This window comes from Chloroflexota bacterium (genome assembly GCA_035652535.1).
GTDB lineage: Bacteria > Chloroflexota > UBA6077 > UBA6077 > SHYK01 > DASRDP01.
Window position 1 is genome coordinate 14,380 of the sequence record DASRDP010000147.1, and the last position, 17,524, is coordinate 31,903.

The window sequence follows — 17,524 nt, forward strand, 5'->3', positions numbered from 1 at the left end:
CGAAGGGCTCAGGACGAACGGGCTGGTACCGGCCGGCCCTGAAGCGACCAGGAGGAGGCGCTCGTCACCTCCACCGGGACGACGCTTCCGGCGCGTACGTCAACGCTCTCGAAAAAGAGGAGCTTGTTGCTTCGCGTGCGGCCGTACCACTTCCCCTGCCGCGTGCCCTCGACGAGTACGTCCTGGGTCGTGCCGACCAGCGTCTGGTTGATCTCGGTCGCGATTTCGGCCTGAACGCGCTCGACCTCGTGGAGCCGACGCTTCTTCTCGGCCCGGGGAACGTCGTCCTCCCACAGCCGCGCCGACGCGGTCCCTTCCCGGGGCGAGTACATGGCGACGTGGACGACGTCGAACCTGACCCGGCGAAGGAGCGCCAGCGTGTTTTCGAACTGCTGCTCGGTCTCACCGCAAAAGCCAACGATGATGTCCGTCGACAGGCCCAGATTAGGGATTGCCGCCCGCATATCCGCGACCAGGCGCTCATAGAAATCCACCTTGTATCCGCGCGCCATCCGGCGCAGCGTCTCGTCGTCGCCGGCCTGGATCGGCAGGTTCACATCCTCGCAGAGCTTCGGGAGTGCCGCGACCGCGTCGATCAGCTCGCGGTTGAAGTCGACGGGGTACGACGTCAAGAAGCGGATCCGGAGGAGATCGTCGATGTCGCTGAGGTCGGCGCAGAGTTGGCCGAGCGACGTGCCGATGTCCCGCCCATAACGATCGACGATCTGACCGAGGAGCACGACCTCCCGCGTGCCCCGTCGGACCAGCGCTTCAACCTCCCGCCGAATCTCCTGGGGCCGCCGGCTGCGCTCCGCGCCGCGCCGGAACGGGATGATGCAGTAGGTGCATCGGCGGTTACATCCCTGGCTCACCGTGACGGCCTGCGAGACGCCCGAGAAGCGCTCCGCGTCGCTCGGATCGCATCGGTAGCGGTCGTCGAGGTCGAGAAAATCAACGATCTGGTCGCGGACGGGGAGATCGATCTTCGGAGAGATGAATCGGTCGATAAACGGATACTGCCGCGCGAGGGCGCTCACGTCGTCCTCGACCATACAGCCGGCGAGGCCGACGCGCATGCCTGGGCGCGTGGTTTTGATGCGCCGAATGCGCTCGAGCTCGTTGTGCACCTTCACCTGTGCGGCCTGGCGCACCACGCAGCTATAGAGCACGACCGCGTCGGCGTCCTCCACCCGGTCGCACGGCTCGCCGCCGTAGAGCGCCAACTCCTCGCTCGCGCGCCGCGCGTCCGCCGTATTCATCTGGCAGCCGATGGACCAAACGTGAAACCGCACCTAGGCACCCGTGGGAAAGGGTCGAGAAAAAATTATACGTATACTGAAATGCGCGGCCGGCGCGTCTGCACGCGTCGCGCGACACGTGCAGCATCAGCGGGTTTGATGACGGAATTCCAGGTCGTTTCGGAATACGCGCCGACGGGCGATCAGCCCGAGGCGATCGAGCACCTCGTCGAGGGAGTCGAGAAGGGATATCGGGAGCAGACCCTTCTCGGCGTAACAGGGTCGGGCAAGACCTTCACCATGGCCAACGTCATCGCTCGCGTGGGTCGGCCAGCCCTGGTGATTGCCCACAACAAGACGCTGGCGGCCCAGCTCTGCTCGGAGCTGAAGGAGTTTCTCCCCAACAACGCCGTCGAGTACTTCGTCAGCTACTACGACTATTACCAGCCGGAAGCCTATCTTCCCACGACCGACACGTATATCGAAAAGGATTCGTCGCGAAACGACGAGATCGACCGGCTCCGGCACGCCGCGACCAAGGCGCTCTTCGAGCGCCGAGACGTGGTCATCGTGGCCTCGGTTTCCTGCATCTATGGCCTCGGCTCGCCCGAGGAGTACGGGAAAGAGGTCCTGACCCTCCGCAAGGGGGAGACCCGCAAGCGCGACAAAGTGCTGCGCTTCCTGACCGACATCTTCTACGAGCGCAACGACTACAACTTCTCGCGCGGGAAGTTTCGCGTGCGCGGCGATACGCTCGACATCCACCCCGTGGGCCAGGACAGCGCGGTGCGAGTCGAGTTCTGGGGCGACACCATCGACCGCATCACCGAGATCGATCCGCTGACCGGCGAGGTCCTGATGGACCGGACGTCGCTGGACATCTTCCCCGCCAAGCACTTCGTCACGTCCGACGAGAAGCTGCGGATGGCGATCCGAGACATCGAAGAGGAGCTGGAAGAGCGCCTCCGCCAGCTCGAGGCGGACGGGAAGCTGCTGGAGGCCGCGCGGCTTCGGCAGCGGACCCACTTCGACCTCGAGATGCTGCAGGAGGTCGGATTCTGCCACGGCGTGGAGAACTACGCACGGCACCTGACGCGCCGTGAGCCGGGTAGCGCCCCCTGGACCCTGCTGGATTACTTCCCCGACGACTATCTCATGCTCATCGACGAGTCGCACATGACGCTGCCGCAGATTCGCGGCATGTACCACGGCGATATCGCCCGCAAGACGACGCTCGTGGAATACGGCTTTCGGCTCCCCTCAGCCCTGGACAACCGGCCCCTCCAGTGGGAGGAGTTCCAGGACCACGTGAACCAAGTGATCTACGTCTCCGCGACCCCGGGCCCCTACGAGTACGAGCACAGCGTCCAGGTGGTAGAGCAGCTCGTTCGACCGACCGGCCTCGTCGACCCGGAGATCGAGGTGCGTCCGACCAAGAATCAGATCGACGACCTGCTGAAGGAGATCTCGCTCCGCGTGGGACGGAACGAGCGCTGCCTTGTCACGACGCTCACCAAGCGGATGGCCGAAGACCTCGCCGACTACCTCCGCGAGATCGGGATCAAAGTCCACTACATCCACTCGGACGTCGAAACGTTCGAGCGGGTGGACATTCTGCGCGACCTCCGATTGGGCGTCTACGACGTCGTGGTCGGGATCAACCTGCTTCGCGAGGGGCTCGACCTGCCGGAGGTCTCCCTCGTCTGCATCCTCGACGCCGACAAGGAAGGCTATCTGCGCTCGGAGACGGCACTGGTGCAGACGATTGGGCGCGCTGCGCGCCACGAGTCCGGCCGGGTCATCATGTACGCCGATCGAGTGACGGACTCCATGGAGCGCGCCATCCGCGAGACGTACCGTCGGCGTGAGGCGCAGCTTCGGTACAACGAGACCCATGGGATAACGCCGCGTGGCATCATCAAGGCGGTGCGGGATATCTCGCCGCATCTCCGAGCGGTGGCGGAGGCGCCCGCGGAATACAGGGTCGATGGGACGCTGAACCGCCAGCAGATCTTGCGTGCCATCAAGGAGCTCGAGGGAGACATGAAGCGCGCCGCGCGCGAGCTGGAGTTCGAGCAGGCGGCCCTCATTCGAGACCAGATCACTGAGCTGCGGAAGAGCATCGGCTCGTGAGTGCGAACGGGCACGCCCCCCTCACCGCGCCGCACGGGTGGATCGAAGTCCGCGGCGCGCGCCAGCACAATCTGAAGAACATCGACCTCCGGATCCCGCGTGAACGGCTCGTCGTGATCACGGGCTTATCCGGCTCGGGGAAGTCCTCGCTGGCGTTCGACACGCTGTACGCGGAGGGCCAAAGACGGTACGTCGAATCGCTCTCGGCCTACGCCCGGCAGTTCTTGGGACAGATGGACAAGCCGGACGTCGACTTCATCTCTGGACTCTCGCCCGCCATCTCCATCGACCAGAAGGGGGTGTCCCACAATCCGCGCTCGACCGTTGGCACCGTCACCGAGATCTACGATTACCTTCGGCTCCTCTATGCGCGGATCGGGCGTCGCCACTGCCCGAGCTGCGGCCGCGCGATCACCCAGCAGACGGTGCAGCAGATCGTCGACAACGTGCTGGCAATGGGGGACGGCGCACGCATCCAGATTCTTGCGCCGCTGGTCGTCGGCAAGAAGGGCGAGCACCAGGGTGTCCTCGACGAGGTCCGCAACCAGGGATTCTCCCGCGTCCGGATCGACGGGACCATCCACGACGTGTCGGAGGATCTCGATCTGGGCCGCTATCAGCTCCACACCATCGAGGTGGTGGTCGACCGGCTCGTGCTGCCATCCCCTGACGACGACGAAGAAAGCCGTCGGGCAGACCTCTCGCGCCTGACCGACTCGGTGGAAACCGCGCTGCGCCTGGGGGAGGGCGAGATGATCGTGGCGGGCGTTGGCGACGAGTCGGAGGACGTCCGCTACTCCGAAAAATTCGCGTGCGTGGCATGTGGAATTAGTCTCGGCGAGTTGGCGCCGCGCAACTTCTCGTTCAATAGCCCGCACGGCGCGTGCCCGTCGTGCACGGGGCTCGGCTATCGCCAAGAGATCGACCCCGATATGGTCATCCCGAACCGGGAGCTGACGCTTCGTGAGGGGGCCATCAAGCCGTGGTTTCGAGGCACGGCCGGCGAACCGTATTACCTGGCGCTCCTCGAAGGGGCGGCGCGTCAATTCGACTTCTCGCTCGACGTTCCCGTCGCGGAGTTGGACGAGCGCGCGCTGGATCTCGTCCTCTACGGCTCGCGCGGCGAGCGGATTGGCGTGCGCGCGCCGCGATGGCATGGCCACCACCATCACGGTCGGGTCCGCGAGTACCAGATGGCGTTCGAGGGGGTCATCCCCAGCCTCGAGCGGCGCTATCGCGAAACCGAGTCCGAGGGAATGAAGGAAGAGATCGAAAAGTACATGTGGAATCGGCCCTGCCCCGAGTGCGAGGGCCTGCGGTTGAAGACGGAGTCGCTGGCCGTCACCATCGTCGGACGCTCCATCGACGAAGTCACCGCGTATTCGGTGGCAGAAGCGATGGAGTTTTTCACCTCCCTCGACGAGCGACGGGCCCCAGAGGTCGATCACGGGCTGCCGGAGAAAGAGCAGGGAACGGCGTTCGGCGAGCTGGCCCGATCATGGGCGGACGAGCGCGCCGAGCCGCTGAGCGAGCGCGACCACATGATCGCGCGCCAGGTCCTGAAAGAGATCCGCGCGCGGCTCAACTTCCTGGTAGACGTGGGCCTCGACTACCTCACCCTTGACCGCGCAGCTATGACGCTCTCCGGCGGCGAGGGCCAGCGAATTCGGCTCGCCACGCAGATCGGCTCGGGGCTCGTGGGCGTCCTCTACATCCTGGACGAGCCCAGCATCGGTCTCCACCAGCGCGACAACGGCCGCCTCCTCACGACCCTCAAACGCCTCCGCGACCTCGGGAATTCAGTCCTCGTCGTGGAGCACGACGAGGAAACGATTCGCGAGGCGGACTTCCTCATCGATATCGGGCCTGGCGCGGGTGAGCACGGCGGCGAGGTCGTGGCCGTGGGATCCGTCGACGACCTGACCGCTGAGCCTCGATCGATCACGGGGCAGTATCTGAGCGGTCGGGCGAGCGTGCCCGTCCCGACCTTCCGTCGCGACGGCCACGGGAAGTCGATCCGCATTGTCGGCGCGTCGGAACACAACCTCAAGCGGATCGACGTCGAAATCCCCCTCGGCCGCTTCGTTTGCGTCACCGGCGTCTCCGGATCGGGCAAGAGCACGCTCGTCAACGAGGTGCTGTACAAGGCCCTGAGCCAGGCCATCTATCGCTCGCGCGATCGGGCGGGGCGGCACGAGCGCATCGACGGGCTTGAGCACCTGGACAAGGTCGTGAACATCGACCAGGCCCCCATCGGCCGAACACCACGCTCGAACCCGGCGACGTACACGGGCGCTTTCACCCCCATCCGCGAGTTGTTCGCGGCCGTGCCCGATGCGCGTGTGCGTGGCTATGGGCCGGGCCGATTCTCCTTCAACGTCAAAGGCGGGCGCTGCGAGGCGTGTCGCGGCGAGGGGATCATCCAGATCGAGATGAATTTCTTACCCGATGTCTACGTCCCATGCGAGACGTGCAAGGGCCGACGGTACAACCGCGAGGCGCTCGAGATTCGCTACCGGGGCGTCAGCATCGCCGACGTCCTGGACATGACCGTTGCGGAAGCGTGCGAGCTGTTCACCAACGTGCCCGCCGTGCGGAACAAGCTCCAGACGCTCAACGACGTCGGGCTCGGCTACATCCGGCTCGGCCAGCCGGCGACGACCCTCTCGGGCGGCGAAGCCCAGCGCGTCAAGCTGGCGACCGAGCTATCCAAGCGGGCGACCGGCAAGACCCTCTACATCCTCGACGAGCCCACCACCGGGCTCCACTTCGCGGACGTAAGCCGGCTCCTCGAGGTGCTTAACCGGCTGGTCGACTCGGGCAACACGGTGCTGGTGATCGAGCACAATCTGGACGTCATCAAGACGTCGGATTGGGTCATCGACCTGGGACCGGAAGGGGGGCAGCGTGGCGGTCACGTCATCGCCACCGGAACGCCCGAAGCGATCGCGGGCTGCTCCCAATCCTACACTGGGCAGTACCTGAAGAGAGTGCTGGAGTCGGTGCGGGAGCCCGCTGCGGCGCGGGCGGGGACGTGACCGAGTCAGCGCACGTCCAGGCAAACAGCCTGTCAGTCAGCGGACGGCTTACGCCAGGAAGACGTGAGCCTCATCGTTTGAAGAAATCGGCGTTGATCTGAATGTACTGCTTCCATTCATCAGGAACGTCGCTATCTTGCCGAATGGCGCTCACGGGGCAGACGGGTTCGCACGCGCCGCATTCAATGCACACGTCCGGATCGATAAAGTACTGTTGGTCATCGTCAGTGGTGTGGATGCAATCGACCGGACAGGCCTCAACGCAGGACGCGTCCTTCACGCCAATGCAGGGCTCGCAAATGACGTACGTCACTCGTTCTACTCTCCGAAGCGTTTTGGGAACCGCGAAACTATACGGGTCCCACCCGGGCGCGTCAACTCGGCCGGAACGCAGGGCTGGGCGTCAAGGTTCCTAGCCGCACACGAACGCTGCCAGGAGGAATGCTATGGCAACGCCACTCAGACTTGGTGTGGTCGGCGCAAACCCGAGCATCGGATGGGCGTCGCGAACACACGTACCCGGGCTCCTGGCGCTCCCGGACTATGACCTTGCCGCCGTCTGCACAACGAAGCGCGAGAGCGCCGAGGCGGCAGCGCAAAAATACGAGGCGCGAAAGGCCTACTGGGACTACCGCGACCTCGTGTCGGATCCGGACATCGACGTCGTGGACGTCTGTGTGCGGGTGCCGTATCACTTCGAGATCGTGAAGGCCGCCCTCGCCGCCGGCAAGCACGTCTACTGTGAATGGCCCCTTGCCGCGACCACGGCGCAAGCCGAAGAGCTGGCGACGCTAGCGTCGAAGGCTGGCGTACACGCGATGGTCGGGTTGCAGGCGCGAGCCGCCCCGAGCTGGATCCACCTCCGCGAGCTCATCGCCGACGGATGGCTGGGACGGATCATCACCGCGACCATGACCCAGTATTCGGGGGGGTTGCTGCAGCCGCGTGCGCCCGAGGCCACCTGGCGGCTCGATCGCGCCAACGGAGCGCATACCCTTTCGATTTCGGCAGGCCACGCCATCGACGCGTTTACCTGGGCTCTCGGCCAGCTCTCTCGCGTCTCCGCCATCGTCGATACGCTCGCCCCGGATGTTCCGCTCCAAGACGGCGGCTCGATCCGCGCGACCGCGCCGGACCACGTCGCCGTTCACGGTCGCTTCGAGGACGGCGGCATCGCCACGATCGACGTCAGCAGCGTTCCCTGGCATCCATCCGGCTTCCGCCTCGAGGTGTACGGGACTGACGGCACCATCGTGGGAAGCGCGAGCCAAGCCCAGGCGACGGGCATCCGCCTGCAGGGAGCGCGAAAGGGCGAACAGCGCCTCACGGACGTCCCTATTCCGGCGGACCTGCGCTGGGTGCCGCCTGAGGTTCCAGACGGCACGCCGTTCAATGTGGCGCAGATGTTCCGTCGGTTCGCCGACGGGATCCGGGAGGGAAGCCACCCCGCCCCGACCTTCGACGATGCCGTGCGAAATCACCGATTCCTCGATTCCATCGAGCGCGCATCCAGGGAAGGCCGAAGCGTGCCGATCACGGCTCAGTAGGGCATGGCCAGCAGCGATCGCGACGCCCCGAGCAGGCCGCCCGTCGCGGAGCGCGTCCTTCGGGTTAGCGTGGCCGTGCACAGCGTCGAGGATGCCCTCGCGTTCTATCGCGATGCATTGGGGCTGCCGGTCGTCAGTGAGACCGTCCTGCCCGAGAACGAGCTGCGTGTCGTGCGGCTCGACGCGGCGGGACTCCAGATCGAGCTTCTCGAGCCCACGAGCGGGACGGGCCCCGTCGCACGGTATCTCGACCGATACGGCGAGGGTCTCCATCACATCGCGATCGAGGTACAAGCGATCGAGGACCAACTCGAACATCTGACGACGCATGGGGTCGAGCTGATCGACCGCGAGCCGCGGGTCGGACCCGAAGGGAAGATCGCCTTTGTTCACCCTCGGTCGACGGGCGGCGTCCTGATCGAGCTAAACGAGGCGCGCGACGAACCGAGTCGCCGCGCAGAGGAATTGCAGTGAAGGCCGAGATCGTCTCCGTCGGGACCGAGATTCTCCTGGGCATGATCGTCGACACTAACGCGCAATATCTCTGCCAGCAGCTCGCCGAAATCGGCGTCGACGTGTTCTGGATCAGCCAGGTGGGCGACAACCTGGACCGCGTGGTGGACGTGTTCCGCCGCGGTTTGGGGCGCAGCGATGCCATCATCGCAACCGGCGGGCTCGGCCCCACCGAGGACGACCTCACCCACGAATCGGTCGCGGCCGCCGTCGGCGAGCGCATCACCATCGACCCGGATCTCGAGCGGGAGCTGCGCGAGAACTTCGCGCGTCGCGGCCGGCCCATGCCGGAGCGGAACGTGAAGCAGGCGGCGCTGATTCCGTCTGCCACGCCACTCCCCAACCCCATCGGGACAGCGCCCGGCTGGTGGGTGGAGTGGAACGGCAAGGTTATCGCGACGATGCCCGGCGTCCCCGCGGAGATGCGCCGGATGTGGCAGGAGCAGGTGCGACCGCGACTCCGACAGCGCTCCGGCGCTGGAGTCCTCGTCACCACCACGCTGAAGGTGCTGGGCCTAGGCGAGTCGGCCGTCGAGGAGCAACTGGGCGACGCGATCCACAGCACGAATCCGACCGTCGCGACCTACGCGAAGCCGGATGGCGTGCAGGTCCGGGTCTCGGCGAAGGCGCCGGACGAGGACGCAGCACGAAACCTGCTCCGCCCGATGGTGGCGCAGCTCGAGGCCGTCCTGGGGGGGTCCGTCTACGGCCGTGACAACGACACACTGGCATCGGGCGCCGCGAAGCTCCTGGCGGCCCACGGATGGACCATCGCGTCAGCGGAGATCGGGACGGGCGGCTCGCTCACGTCAGACATGAGCAACGATCCCGGTCTGGTTGACCGATACGCGGGTGGGTTCGTGCTGGGGAGCAGCGGGGACCTCCTCGGGGCTGATTCGTCCGAGCCCAGCGACCTGGCCCGCGCCGCGAGAGCGCGAACCGGCGCAGACGTCGGGATCGCGGCGGTCGTCATCGAGCAGGGCCCGGATGGGCGGCCGGTTGGGCGCTGCGCGGTGGATGTGCGCGGATCCTCCGAGGCCGACTCCACGCGAATGAACATGGCGCCCCCGGAGCTGCGCCGCCGCGTGGCCGTGGAGGCGCTGGGTCTGCTGATCCGCGCGCTGCGCAAGGGATAGCGCGGAGCCCGAGGGATCTCTCGCTCGCGAGATGCCTCACGTCGCTCGGCACGACAAATCGGTGTCATCCCGAGGGCGCGTACCGATGTCATCCCGAGGGCGCGTACCGATGTCATCCCGAAGGCGGAGCCCGAGGGATCTCTCACCCAGGAGATGCCTCGCTTCGCTCGGCATGACAAATCGGTGTCATCCCGAGGGCGCGTACCGATGTCATCCCGAGGGCGCGTACCGATGTCATCCCGAGGGCGGAGCCCGAGGGATCTCTCACCCAGGAGATGCCTCGCGTCGCTCGGCGTGACAGAGCTCGGTCAATCCGTCGAGTCCGCGGGCTTGAGCTCTGTCGAAACGCGCCTCGAGGGGGGAATGGGCGGCGCGTCGCCGCCGTCCACTTCGCGCACGACATGGCCCGTTCTGCTCAGATCGCGCACCGCGGGAACTCGCCAGGCAACAGTGAGAATGGCCACGACACACACCATCGCCCCGGCGGCGATTGCCCAGTGGACACCGACCCACGTCGAGAGGGTGCCTGCCTGGAACCCGCCGAGCTGACCCAGGCCCCGTGTCGACATGCCGTCCAGGCTCATCACGCGCCCCAACATCGGGCCCTCGGCGACGAGCTGCAGCGTGGTGAGACGCGTTGCGCCTCGAACGAAGTCGGCCGCGCCGGACAGGGCAAGAAGCGCAACCGCCAGCGGAAAGCTGGGAGCGAAGGCGAAGGCGATGACCGAGAGGCCATAGACGACGCCGGCGATGATCATGAGCCGCCCCTTGCGCCGAACGTCGCCGACCGCAGATAGCCCAATCGTGCCGACGACCGTGCCGATGCCCGGTGCGCTTTGGAGAAACCCGAACCCCTGCGGACCCACGCGAAAGACGTCTCTCGCCAGCACCACGAGCAGTGGGTTGAACGACCCGAAAACGCTGAAGACCGCCTCGATCGGAATGAGCGCGCCAATCAACGGATCCGAGCGAACGTAGCGGATGCCGTCGACCATCGCCTTTAGCGGCGGCTCGCTCGTGCGCTCGCTGGCCGGGTTCGTCGCGCGCATCATCGCCAGCGCCGTGATGAGACCGGCATATCCGACGCAGTTGATCAAATACGTATCCGCAACGCCGAAAGCCGCCACGAAAATGCCGCCCAGGGATGGCCCGATGATCTGGGTCCCGCGACGCACCATCGAATTGAGGGCGACCGCCGTCATGAGGTCCGCCCGGGGGACGACATACGGGAGAAGCGACTGTTGTGCCGGAATCTCGAACGCGCCGAATAACGCGGTGACGACGCTGTAGGTGTAGATGTGCCAGACCCGAATGTTTCCGCTCAGCACGATAATGCCGAGCGCAAAGGTCAGCGCGCAGAGCGCGCACTCTATGAGCAGGAGCAGCTTGCGTCGATCAACGCGGTCCGCGATGGTTCCGGCGTATAGGGACATCACGAGGAATGGAACGGTGCGGATGAACCCGTTGAGGCCGACGAGAAGGGCCGAGCCCGTGAGATCGTACAGGAGCCAGTTCTGGGCGACCTGCTGCATCCAGTTACTGACGTGGAAGCCGAGCGATGCGCCCCAAAGCAGGCGGAAGTCGCGGTGGCGCAGCGCGCCAAAGGCGCGCCCCGGTTGGGCACGGTTCTCAGGAGTTGCCGTTCGGCCCCCCAATTGTTACGCTCGGCATGTGGCGACGGTGCTCGGCGGGGTGGAAATCATTGCAGGTCCAGCGAATGTAGGGCACGGGGGCAGATCCAGTCAAGCTGACACAGCCACATTACGTTTGGCCAGCAGGCACCGCGATCGTGTCGTTGGGCGGCCAATGCTTTGGTAGCATGTCCGCACAGAGAAACTAGAGGCGAGAATTGAGTAGGACTGACGCCTTTTTGCGCCAACATTGGCTGCTTGAAAACGTTCAGGAGAACGAGGCGGCTCAAGCGGTCGCAGCGATCAGCCACGCCGCGTTCCATGAGGGAGACGTGCTCGTTCGGCAGGGAGATCCCTCGGATGGTGTCTATTTGATTGCCGATGGCACGGTTCGCATCTCCGCGGCAAGCCAGACTGGGCAAACGTTTCTCAGCGTCGTCAGGCCCGGCGAGCTTCTGGGTGAGCTGGGCGTACTGGACGGGGAACCGCGCTCCGCAACGGCGACCGCGATGAGCGACGGCGAGGCATATTTTGTTCCTACAGACACCTTTCTGCACCTCTTGGACATCTCCAGCGCAGCTTCCCGGCACCTGATGCTGCTCCTGGCTACGCGCCTGCGGCAAACGAACGAACGGATGATGCAGCTCCCGCCTCCACGGCCAGTCCAGCGCCGCACGATGCCCATTAGGCCGTAGGAGATTGGGGCAAAGATGGCCGTTTCGGAATCAGCGGAGTTCCACCAGCCCTCGCTGGCCAGGACGGGGCAGAGGAGTAGCCCCACGGGCGCGTGCGTGGCGTGGCTTACGAACCTTTTCACCGGCTGGCACGTTTCGTTACATTTTGCTATGTTCAGTCCAAAGCGTACCGCCGATGGAATGTTGCCAGCGACTGACGCGGACGAATCCGCTCTGGACGGCAGTGAGGGTCGCGAGATGGACCGCGACGAGACACCCACCGAGGAGTCGACGGCGCACGATCTGACGGATCCGGGCCCGGAGTCCACCTCCTATCGGGAGGGGTTCGCGCTGAGCGGGGATACGCCCAACGCGGACTTCTTGGCTCCGTCTGCGCCCGTCGCCCCCGATCCAACTGAGCCGGAACCGCACCGGTCCATCGACTTCGCGACGAACGAGCGTACCACGCTGGCCGGCTGGGCCGCCGCGAAAGCGGACCTGGCTGCCGCAGAAGCAAGGGCGAGCGTCCTCATCAGTGAAAGCTACGCCCGCGCCGACGAGGTCCGGAGTCGTGGGAGAACTGAGGCTCGCGAAATCATCCAAAGGGCGGAGGCTCGTGCGCAGCAAATTATCGAGCTGAGCGTGTCTGAGGCAGCGGGAATCCTCCGCCGGGCCCGCCAGCAGGCCGACGCCATCGTGGCCGAGGCCCAGTTGGCGCTGGACGCCTTCGTCGACGATTACGGTCCACAGGAAGCGGAGCCGACGCCGATAGTCGAGGAGCGCCTCGCCCGACCGACCGTCTCCGCGGAGCCAGCCGCCGAATTCGCGCAGCCCGAAGAGACACCGCTGGCCGCGCCGGTCGCTCATGAGCTGGTCGCGGCCGCCGATCGGGAGCCCGCTGCGGGAGACGGACCCGCGCCGCTCCTGCTATCGCCGCTGCCGTTCGAGGGCAACAGGGCTCGCTATCGCGTCACCGGCCAGCTTACCTTCGCTCGCGTCATGGCGCTCGAGCAAGCGCTTCGCGGTCTCCAAGACGTCGAGTCGGCAGTCGTTACGCCTGAGTCGAGCGAGGAAGCGTGCATCGCGTTCATTTCGCCGCATCCGGGCGAGACCGTCGAGAGCCTGCTCACCGTGCCCGGACTCGCCCTCCAAATGGCTGCATCGTGAACACTATGACTGAGACCGCGCCGTCCGTGGTCATCATCGCTCGCGCTGGAAGCCTGTCGGATCTGCCGTCTGCCCTGGGGTACGAGGGGATCGAATCGCGAACCGTCGAGGCACCGGACGACGTGGCCGGCGCCCTGGCGCAAAACGCGCAGTGCGTGGCGGTCCTGGACGCCGAGATCCCGCAGGCCGAAGCGTTCAGCATTTACAAGATGCTGCACCAGGACTACTCGATACCCACATTGCTGGTTGTGCCGCCCGAGTCGTACCGCGCGTTCCTGTTGGACCCAGCACGGGCCGACAACGACGAGTGCGTCTCCAAGCCGGTAGACGCCGACGAGCTGGTGCTGCGAATCAAAGCGCTCATGTTACGGGCCGGATATCACCCTCCCGTCCCGTCGGCCAACAGGCACACGGATACGCGTAACGGCGCCCACGCGGACGCCCAGGGAAAGATCGTCACGGTGTTTCACGCCAAGGGTGGAGTTGGCGCGAGCACCATTGCGTCGAACCTGGCCGTCGGGCTCGCGCGGTTCAATCAGGCGCGAACGCTGCTGGTAGACACGGACCTGTGGTTCGGCGACCTGGGCGTACTGCTGAACACACCGACCCACAAGAGCCTCTTCGATGCGTTGGGGAACGAAGACTACGAGATCAACGACATCCGATCGGCATTGGTCCCCCACGAGACCGGGCTCTACCTCCTCCTCCGGCCCGAGGATCCCTATGTGGTCGAACGCCTCGAACCGACCGTGGTGGTGCAAACGATCGGAAAGTACCGAGCGATCTTCGACTACATCGTCGTGGATACGCAGCCAAGCTTGAACGAGATCACGCTGCAGCTTCTCGACATGTCCCAGCTCATCCTATTGATCACCACGCCGGAGATCGCCGCCGCCCACAACAGCGCGCGATTCCTGAAAATCGCCGACGCGATCGGGTATTCGGACAAGATCGTGACAATCCTCAACCGGGCGAACAGCGGGATTCGCACGGAGCTGCTGGAGCAGCACCTCAACGTCAATGCGCGGATCGCCCTGCCCAGTGCTGGTCGATTGGTCGTGGATTCCGCGAACCAGGGAACGCCAATTCTCAGTGTCGCGGACCCAGAACTGCTTGACGAGATCTCGCGCGGGTTGCTGGACATCGTACGGCTCGTGGCCGGCGAGCCGGCAGACGTCGAGCCGGCGACGGCCGGAGACACCGCGGCCCAGACAGGACGGGCGGCACGGCAACGACAAGGATTACGGTTCTGGCGATAAACCGACCAGAGACTGGGCGAGGAAAGGGAGCGCGGGTGTGACCGAGGAGTACCGACCCGAAAACGGCCAGCAGGCGCTTGCATCCGTCATGCGGCCGCTACCGCGCGAGGCGCAGCTCCGGCTGCAGTACTACGAGCGCTTCGGCGATTTCCTTCAGCAACAAATCGCGGCCCTCGCCGCGCACGCGGCCAGCGTCTCCCGCGAGGTCGAGCGCGAGCAAGCCGAGGCGTCCGCGCGCCTACTCCACTCCCAACAGGAGACGGCGGCCCTGCAGGACGAGGTCGCGCGACTCAACCGCGAGATCGAAGCGCTACGGGCCGAGTCCGCGGCGGTGCGCGACGAGACGGTGCGCGAACAGGAGATGGCGGGGGACCGCATCACCCGGCTCCGCGACGAGGCAGAACAGCTCGAGGCCGAGCGCGATCGGGCGCAGGCCGATCTGAACCGGGCGATTCAAGAATTGAAGCGCGAGCAGGCTGCGCTCGGCGTCCAGAATCTTCGGCTCCGCGAGGAAGTGCGGAGCGCAGAAGGCGAGCTGGGCCAGATCCGCGCCGAGGCCGACGCCCTGGTCCAAGAAGTCGAGCGCATTCGTCGCGAGCGCGTCCCGCTGGCGAGCGAGGTGGCACGTCTGCGCCAGGAGGTCGAGAGCCTGCAGCAGCAGTGTGCCCGGCGCCGCGAGGAGGCCGCGGCCATCATCGCGCAAGCACAAAGCGAGGCGGCAAGCATACTCGCCGATATCCGCAAGGGAGGAGAGCCCGGACCGCTCATCGCGCCCTCTGCCTGGGACACCGAGGGCCGAAGCGACGTCGGCTACGAGACGGACACGCCCGTCGGCTCGGGCGGCATCGGCTACGGCAGCGCCTCACCGACCATCGACGGCACGTCAGGCGTCGGGTTGGGATATAGCGATGCGCCGGATGGCGCTCGTGACGCCCGGGAGCAAGGTTCCACCACCACGAAGGTGAAGATTCTGGTCGACGATCCGAGATCCCGGGATCACGCCGTCGAGAGCCTCGCCACGATCCCGGGCGTCATTCGCGTGGAGCCCGACGCGTCAACGAGCGACATCCTCGTCGTGACACACCCGTCGGGTCGGAGCCTGGTGGGGCTGATGCTCGCCGCCGATGACCTCCGATTCGAGATCGTGAACCGATCGGAAGACCTCCTCGAGATCCGACTCCTGTCAGCCAGCGACGACTGAGCACGCCCTACCGGCCTGCTCCATTGTGCCGTTCCGATTCGGTCGGGCTTTGGCCTGTTCCTAGACGATCCGGCGCTCGAAATCGCGGCGGGGACTAATCCCCCGCCGGCCAGTCTGCTGCAGGTCTCTAGCTCGCGACCTCCGCGAGCGCCGGCTTCTTCGCCAGGTAGCGGTCGAACCATGCGAGCGTGCGGAACCAGGCGTCGTCGCTCACCTCTTTGGAGCCGCGCGTCGCCATGAACGCATGCCCGGTGTCCGGGTAGATGTGGACCTCGACCGTTTTCCCGTGGCGCTGCAGCTCGCCCGCGATCTTGTGGCACTCGTCGGGCGTGATCACCCGATCCTTGTCGCCGTTGAGGATGAGTACCGGGCAATTGATATCAGCAGTTCGCTCGATCGGCGCGGGGCCGCCGTAGCCAACGTAGATGCCGCTACCGTACAGGCTTGCGATCGCGCCGAGATCGTTGCGAAGACCCGCCATCATGTAGGCAACTCGACCTCCCATGCAGAAACCAACGATGCCGAGACTGTCTGCCTGGACGAACGGGAGTGATTTGAGGTAGTCCAGCCCAGCATGCATGTCCGTGATCGTCTTGTCGTCGGTCAGATTGCGCCGGCGGGCCTGTTGGTCCTCATTGGAGTGGATTGCGGGGCCTCGATGCATCAGGTCGATGGCGCAGCCCACGTAGCCCCGGTTTGCCAGGATCTCAGCGCCCAGGATCTCCGGGCTCGACGGACCAGGCTGCCCGGAGATGACGATGGCCGCCGGAAACGGCCCCGGCCCGTCCGGATACGCGCAATACATCACCATGGGACCGTCGGACGTATCGATGATCGCAAAATCATGATTGATCGGCATGCCGGCTCGGGCGTTGGCGAGCGGATCGGGCATCGAACCCTCCTTCTAGTCCGGGTCAAGTCGAGCGCCGCCATTCTACTACACGGCGCCAAGGCTCGCCTTCCGGCGCCAAGAAAGGATGTACTATACGGAGCCGTTGGCCCGGTGGCGCGGCCCCTATGAAGCACGGCAAGACACCGGAGCGCAGCCCGCGAGGTAGGCATGCACGAAGCGCGATGGTCAGGAGAGCCCCAACGATCAATCCGCCCACGCATCACCGCGTTGACCCGCCCCAACGCGATCGCCCAGATTGCGCTTCAGCTCTGGCAAATGCCCGTGCCGGGCGCGGGGCCGTACGGCAACGTTCGGATGAGCCTCACGTCCTGGGCAGAGGGGGCCTCGGCCGGCGACGCGGTCACGCTGGGGATCGAAGGGATGGAGACGATCGCCGCCGTGGGTCGCGGCGAGCTGGATCTCGGAACCCTCAACCCCTCCGCCTTCCTCACCATGGCGTACCGGGGTACCGGGCCATTCTCAACACCGCTGCCGCTGCGCGCCATCGCGGTGATGCCTTCGTTCGACCTCATGGGCTTCGCGTTGGCGGGGTCCACGGGCTGCACGAGCCTCGCCGAAGTTCGGGAGCGAAGGGTCCCTCTTCGTATCTCGATTCGTGATGACGCGTCGCATTCGCCGCCGCTTACCGTAGACCAGGTCCTGCAAGCCGAGGGCTTCTCACTCGCAGACGTCGAGGCGTGGGGTGGGTCGGTGCAGCTACTCGGGGCTCCGCCGGGCGACCCGAAGCGGATTGAGGGCATGCGATCCGGGGCAATCACCGCTGTCTTTGATGAAGGGATCAATACCTGGGGCGGCGTGGCCCTGGAATCTGGCTTCTGCTTCGCGCGCCTGCAAGACTCGACCCTGGCGGCCATGGAGGAGATTGGCTGGCCGATTCTCCCCCTGTCGCCCCTGTTTCCAACCCTCGGTGTCGAGACGTTCACCCTCAGCTTCAGCGGATGGCCGATCTATACCCACGCGGGGCTGCCCGAGGAGGTTGGGTATCTCATTACAGACGCGCTCTGGCGAGCGCGAGATGCCATCAACTGGGATCTCGATCGTCCCGTCGAACTTGCCGACCTCCGGGGTGGGACA

The 17,524-nt window shown here is 65.6% G+C and carries 14 protein-coding genes; 10 read left to right on the forward strand and 4 right to left on the reverse strand.

What is annotated here, in order from left to right; all coding sequences use genetic code 11:
* Positions 1-8: 8 nt before the first annotated feature.
* Positions 9-1,292 (reverse strand): MiaB/RimO family radical SAM methylthiotransferase, encoded by a 1,284-nt coding sequence (locus VFC51_18030; GenBank protein ID HZT08927.1) that lies wholly within the window; start codon positions 1,290-1,292, stop codon positions 9-11.
* A 105-nt stretch (positions 1,293-1,397) separates the two neighbouring features.
* Here VFC51_18030 and uvrB point away from each other — a divergent pair, with 105 nt between their 5' ends.
* Positions 1,398-3,371 (forward strand): excinuclease ABC subunit UvrB, encoded by a 1,974-nt coding sequence (uvrB, locus tag VFC51_18035; protein HZT08928.1) that lies wholly within the window; start codon positions 1,398-1,400, stop codon positions 3,369-3,371.
* Entirely contained in the window at positions 3,368-6,409 is a 3,042-nt protein-coding gene (gene uvrA, locus VFC51_18040; protein ID HZT08929.1) for an excinuclease ABC subunit UvrA, read from the forward strand. The genes uvrB and uvrA overlap by 4 nt, the downstream gene beginning before the upstream one ends.
* A gap of 70 nt (positions 6,410-6,479) precedes the next feature.
* Here the strand turns inward: uvrA and VFC51_18045 are convergent, their stop codons facing one another.
* Positions 6,480-6,722: a ferredoxin family protein gene (locus VFC51_18045; protein HZT08930.1), complete on the reverse strand. Its 243-nt coding sequence runs from the start codon at positions 6,720-6,722 to the stop codon at positions 6,480-6,482.
* Between the two features lie 133 nt (positions 6,723-6,855).
* Between VFC51_18045 and VFC51_18050 the strand changes: the two genes are divergently transcribed.
* From VFC51_18050 to VFC51_18060, 3 genes are read left to right on the forward strand one after another with little or no spacing between them, the layout of a single operon-like run.
* Positions 6,856-7,956 (forward strand): Gfo/Idh/MocA family oxidoreductase, encoded by a 1,101-nt coding sequence (locus VFC51_18050; GenBank protein ID HZT08931.1) that lies wholly within the window; start codon positions 6,856-6,858, stop codon positions 7,954-7,956.
* A 3-nt stretch (positions 7,957-7,959) separates the two neighbouring features.
* Complete coding sequence (mce, locus tag VFC51_18055; GenBank protein ID HZT08932.1) at positions 7,960-8,430, forward strand: methylmalonyl-CoA epimerase; 471 nt, start codon at positions 7,960-7,962, stop codon at positions 8,428-8,430.
* Positions 8,427-9,605, forward strand: a complete 1,179-nt coding sequence (locus tag VFC51_18060) for a CinA family nicotinamide mononucleotide deamidase-related protein (GenBank protein ID HZT08933.1) — start codon at positions 8,427-8,429, stop codon at positions 9,603-9,605. The genes mce and VFC51_18060 overlap by 4 nt, the downstream gene beginning before the upstream one ends.
* A gap of 308 nt (positions 9,606-9,913) precedes the next feature.
* Here VFC51_18060 and VFC51_18065 read toward each other — a convergent pair whose 3' ends face one another.
* On the reverse strand, positions 9,914-11,260 hold the full coding sequence (locus VFC51_18065) for an MFS transporter (GenBank protein ID HZT08934.1): 1,347 nt from the start codon (positions 11,258-11,260) through the stop codon (positions 9,914-9,916).
* Positions 11,261-11,454: 194 nt separating this feature from the next.
* On the opposite strand from VFC51_18065, the gene VFC51_18070 reads away from it, so the two are divergent.
* The 4 genes from VFC51_18070 (at position 11,455) to VFC51_18085 (ending at position 15,537) form a co-directional block, all read left to right on the forward strand.
* Positions 11,455-11,931: a cyclic nucleotide-binding domain-containing protein gene (locus VFC51_18070; GenBank protein ID HZT08935.1), complete on the forward strand. Its 477-nt coding sequence runs from the start codon at positions 11,455-11,457 to the stop codon at positions 11,929-11,931.
* A gap of 183 nt (positions 11,932-12,114) precedes the next feature.
* The gene (locus tag VFC51_18075) at positions 12,115-13,077 is read left to right on the forward strand and encodes a hypothetical protein (protein HZT08936.1); all 963 of its coding nucleotides are present in this window, start codon (positions 12,115-12,117) and stop codon (positions 13,075-13,077) included.
* A 5-nt stretch (positions 13,078-13,082) separates the two neighbouring features.
* Complete coding sequence (locus VFC51_18080) at positions 13,083-14,336, forward strand: AAA family ATPase (GenBank protein ID HZT08937.1); 1,254 nt, start codon at positions 13,083-13,085, stop codon at positions 14,334-14,336.
* Between the two features lie 37 nt (positions 14,337-14,373).
* A complete protein-coding gene (locus VFC51_18085) occupies positions 14,374-15,537 on the forward strand; it encodes a hypothetical protein (protein HZT08938.1) in 1,164 nt (387 codons plus the stop codon).
* 127 nt (positions 15,538-15,664) lie between these two features.
* On the opposite strand, the gene VFC51_18090 is transcribed toward VFC51_18085, so the two are convergent.
* The gene (locus VFC51_18090; protein HZT08939.1) at positions 15,665-16,429 is read right to left on the reverse strand and encodes a dienelactone hydrolase family protein; all 765 of its coding nucleotides are present in this window, start codon (positions 16,427-16,429) and stop codon (positions 15,665-15,667) included.
* Between the two features lie 168 nt (positions 16,430-16,597).
* Here VFC51_18090 and VFC51_18095 point away from each other — a divergent pair.
* Positions 16,598-17,524: hypothetical protein (locus VFC51_18095; protein ID HZT08940.1), on the forward strand; the 927-nt coding region annotated here is incomplete at its 3' end.

Coding starts and splice junctions, on each gene's coding strand:
- uvrB (HZT08928.1), top strand. CDS start 1,398: ATGACGGAATTCCAGGTCGTTTCGGAATACGCGCCGACGGGCGATCAG.
- VFC51_18050 (HZT08931.1), top strand. CDS start 6,856: ATGGCAACGCCACTCAGACTTGGTGTGGTCGGCGCAAACCCGAGCATC.
- mce (HZT08932.1), top strand. CDS start 7,960: ATGGCCAGCAGCGATCGCGACGCCCCGAGCAGGCCGCCCGTCGCGGAG.
- VFC51_18080 (HZT08937.1), top strand. CDS start 13,083: ATGACTGAGACCGCGCCGTCCGTGGTCATCATCGCTCGCGCTGGAAGC.
- VFC51_18090 (HZT08939.1), bottom strand. CDS start 16,429: ATGCCCGATCCGCTCGCCAACGCCCGAGCCGGCATGCCGATCAATCAT.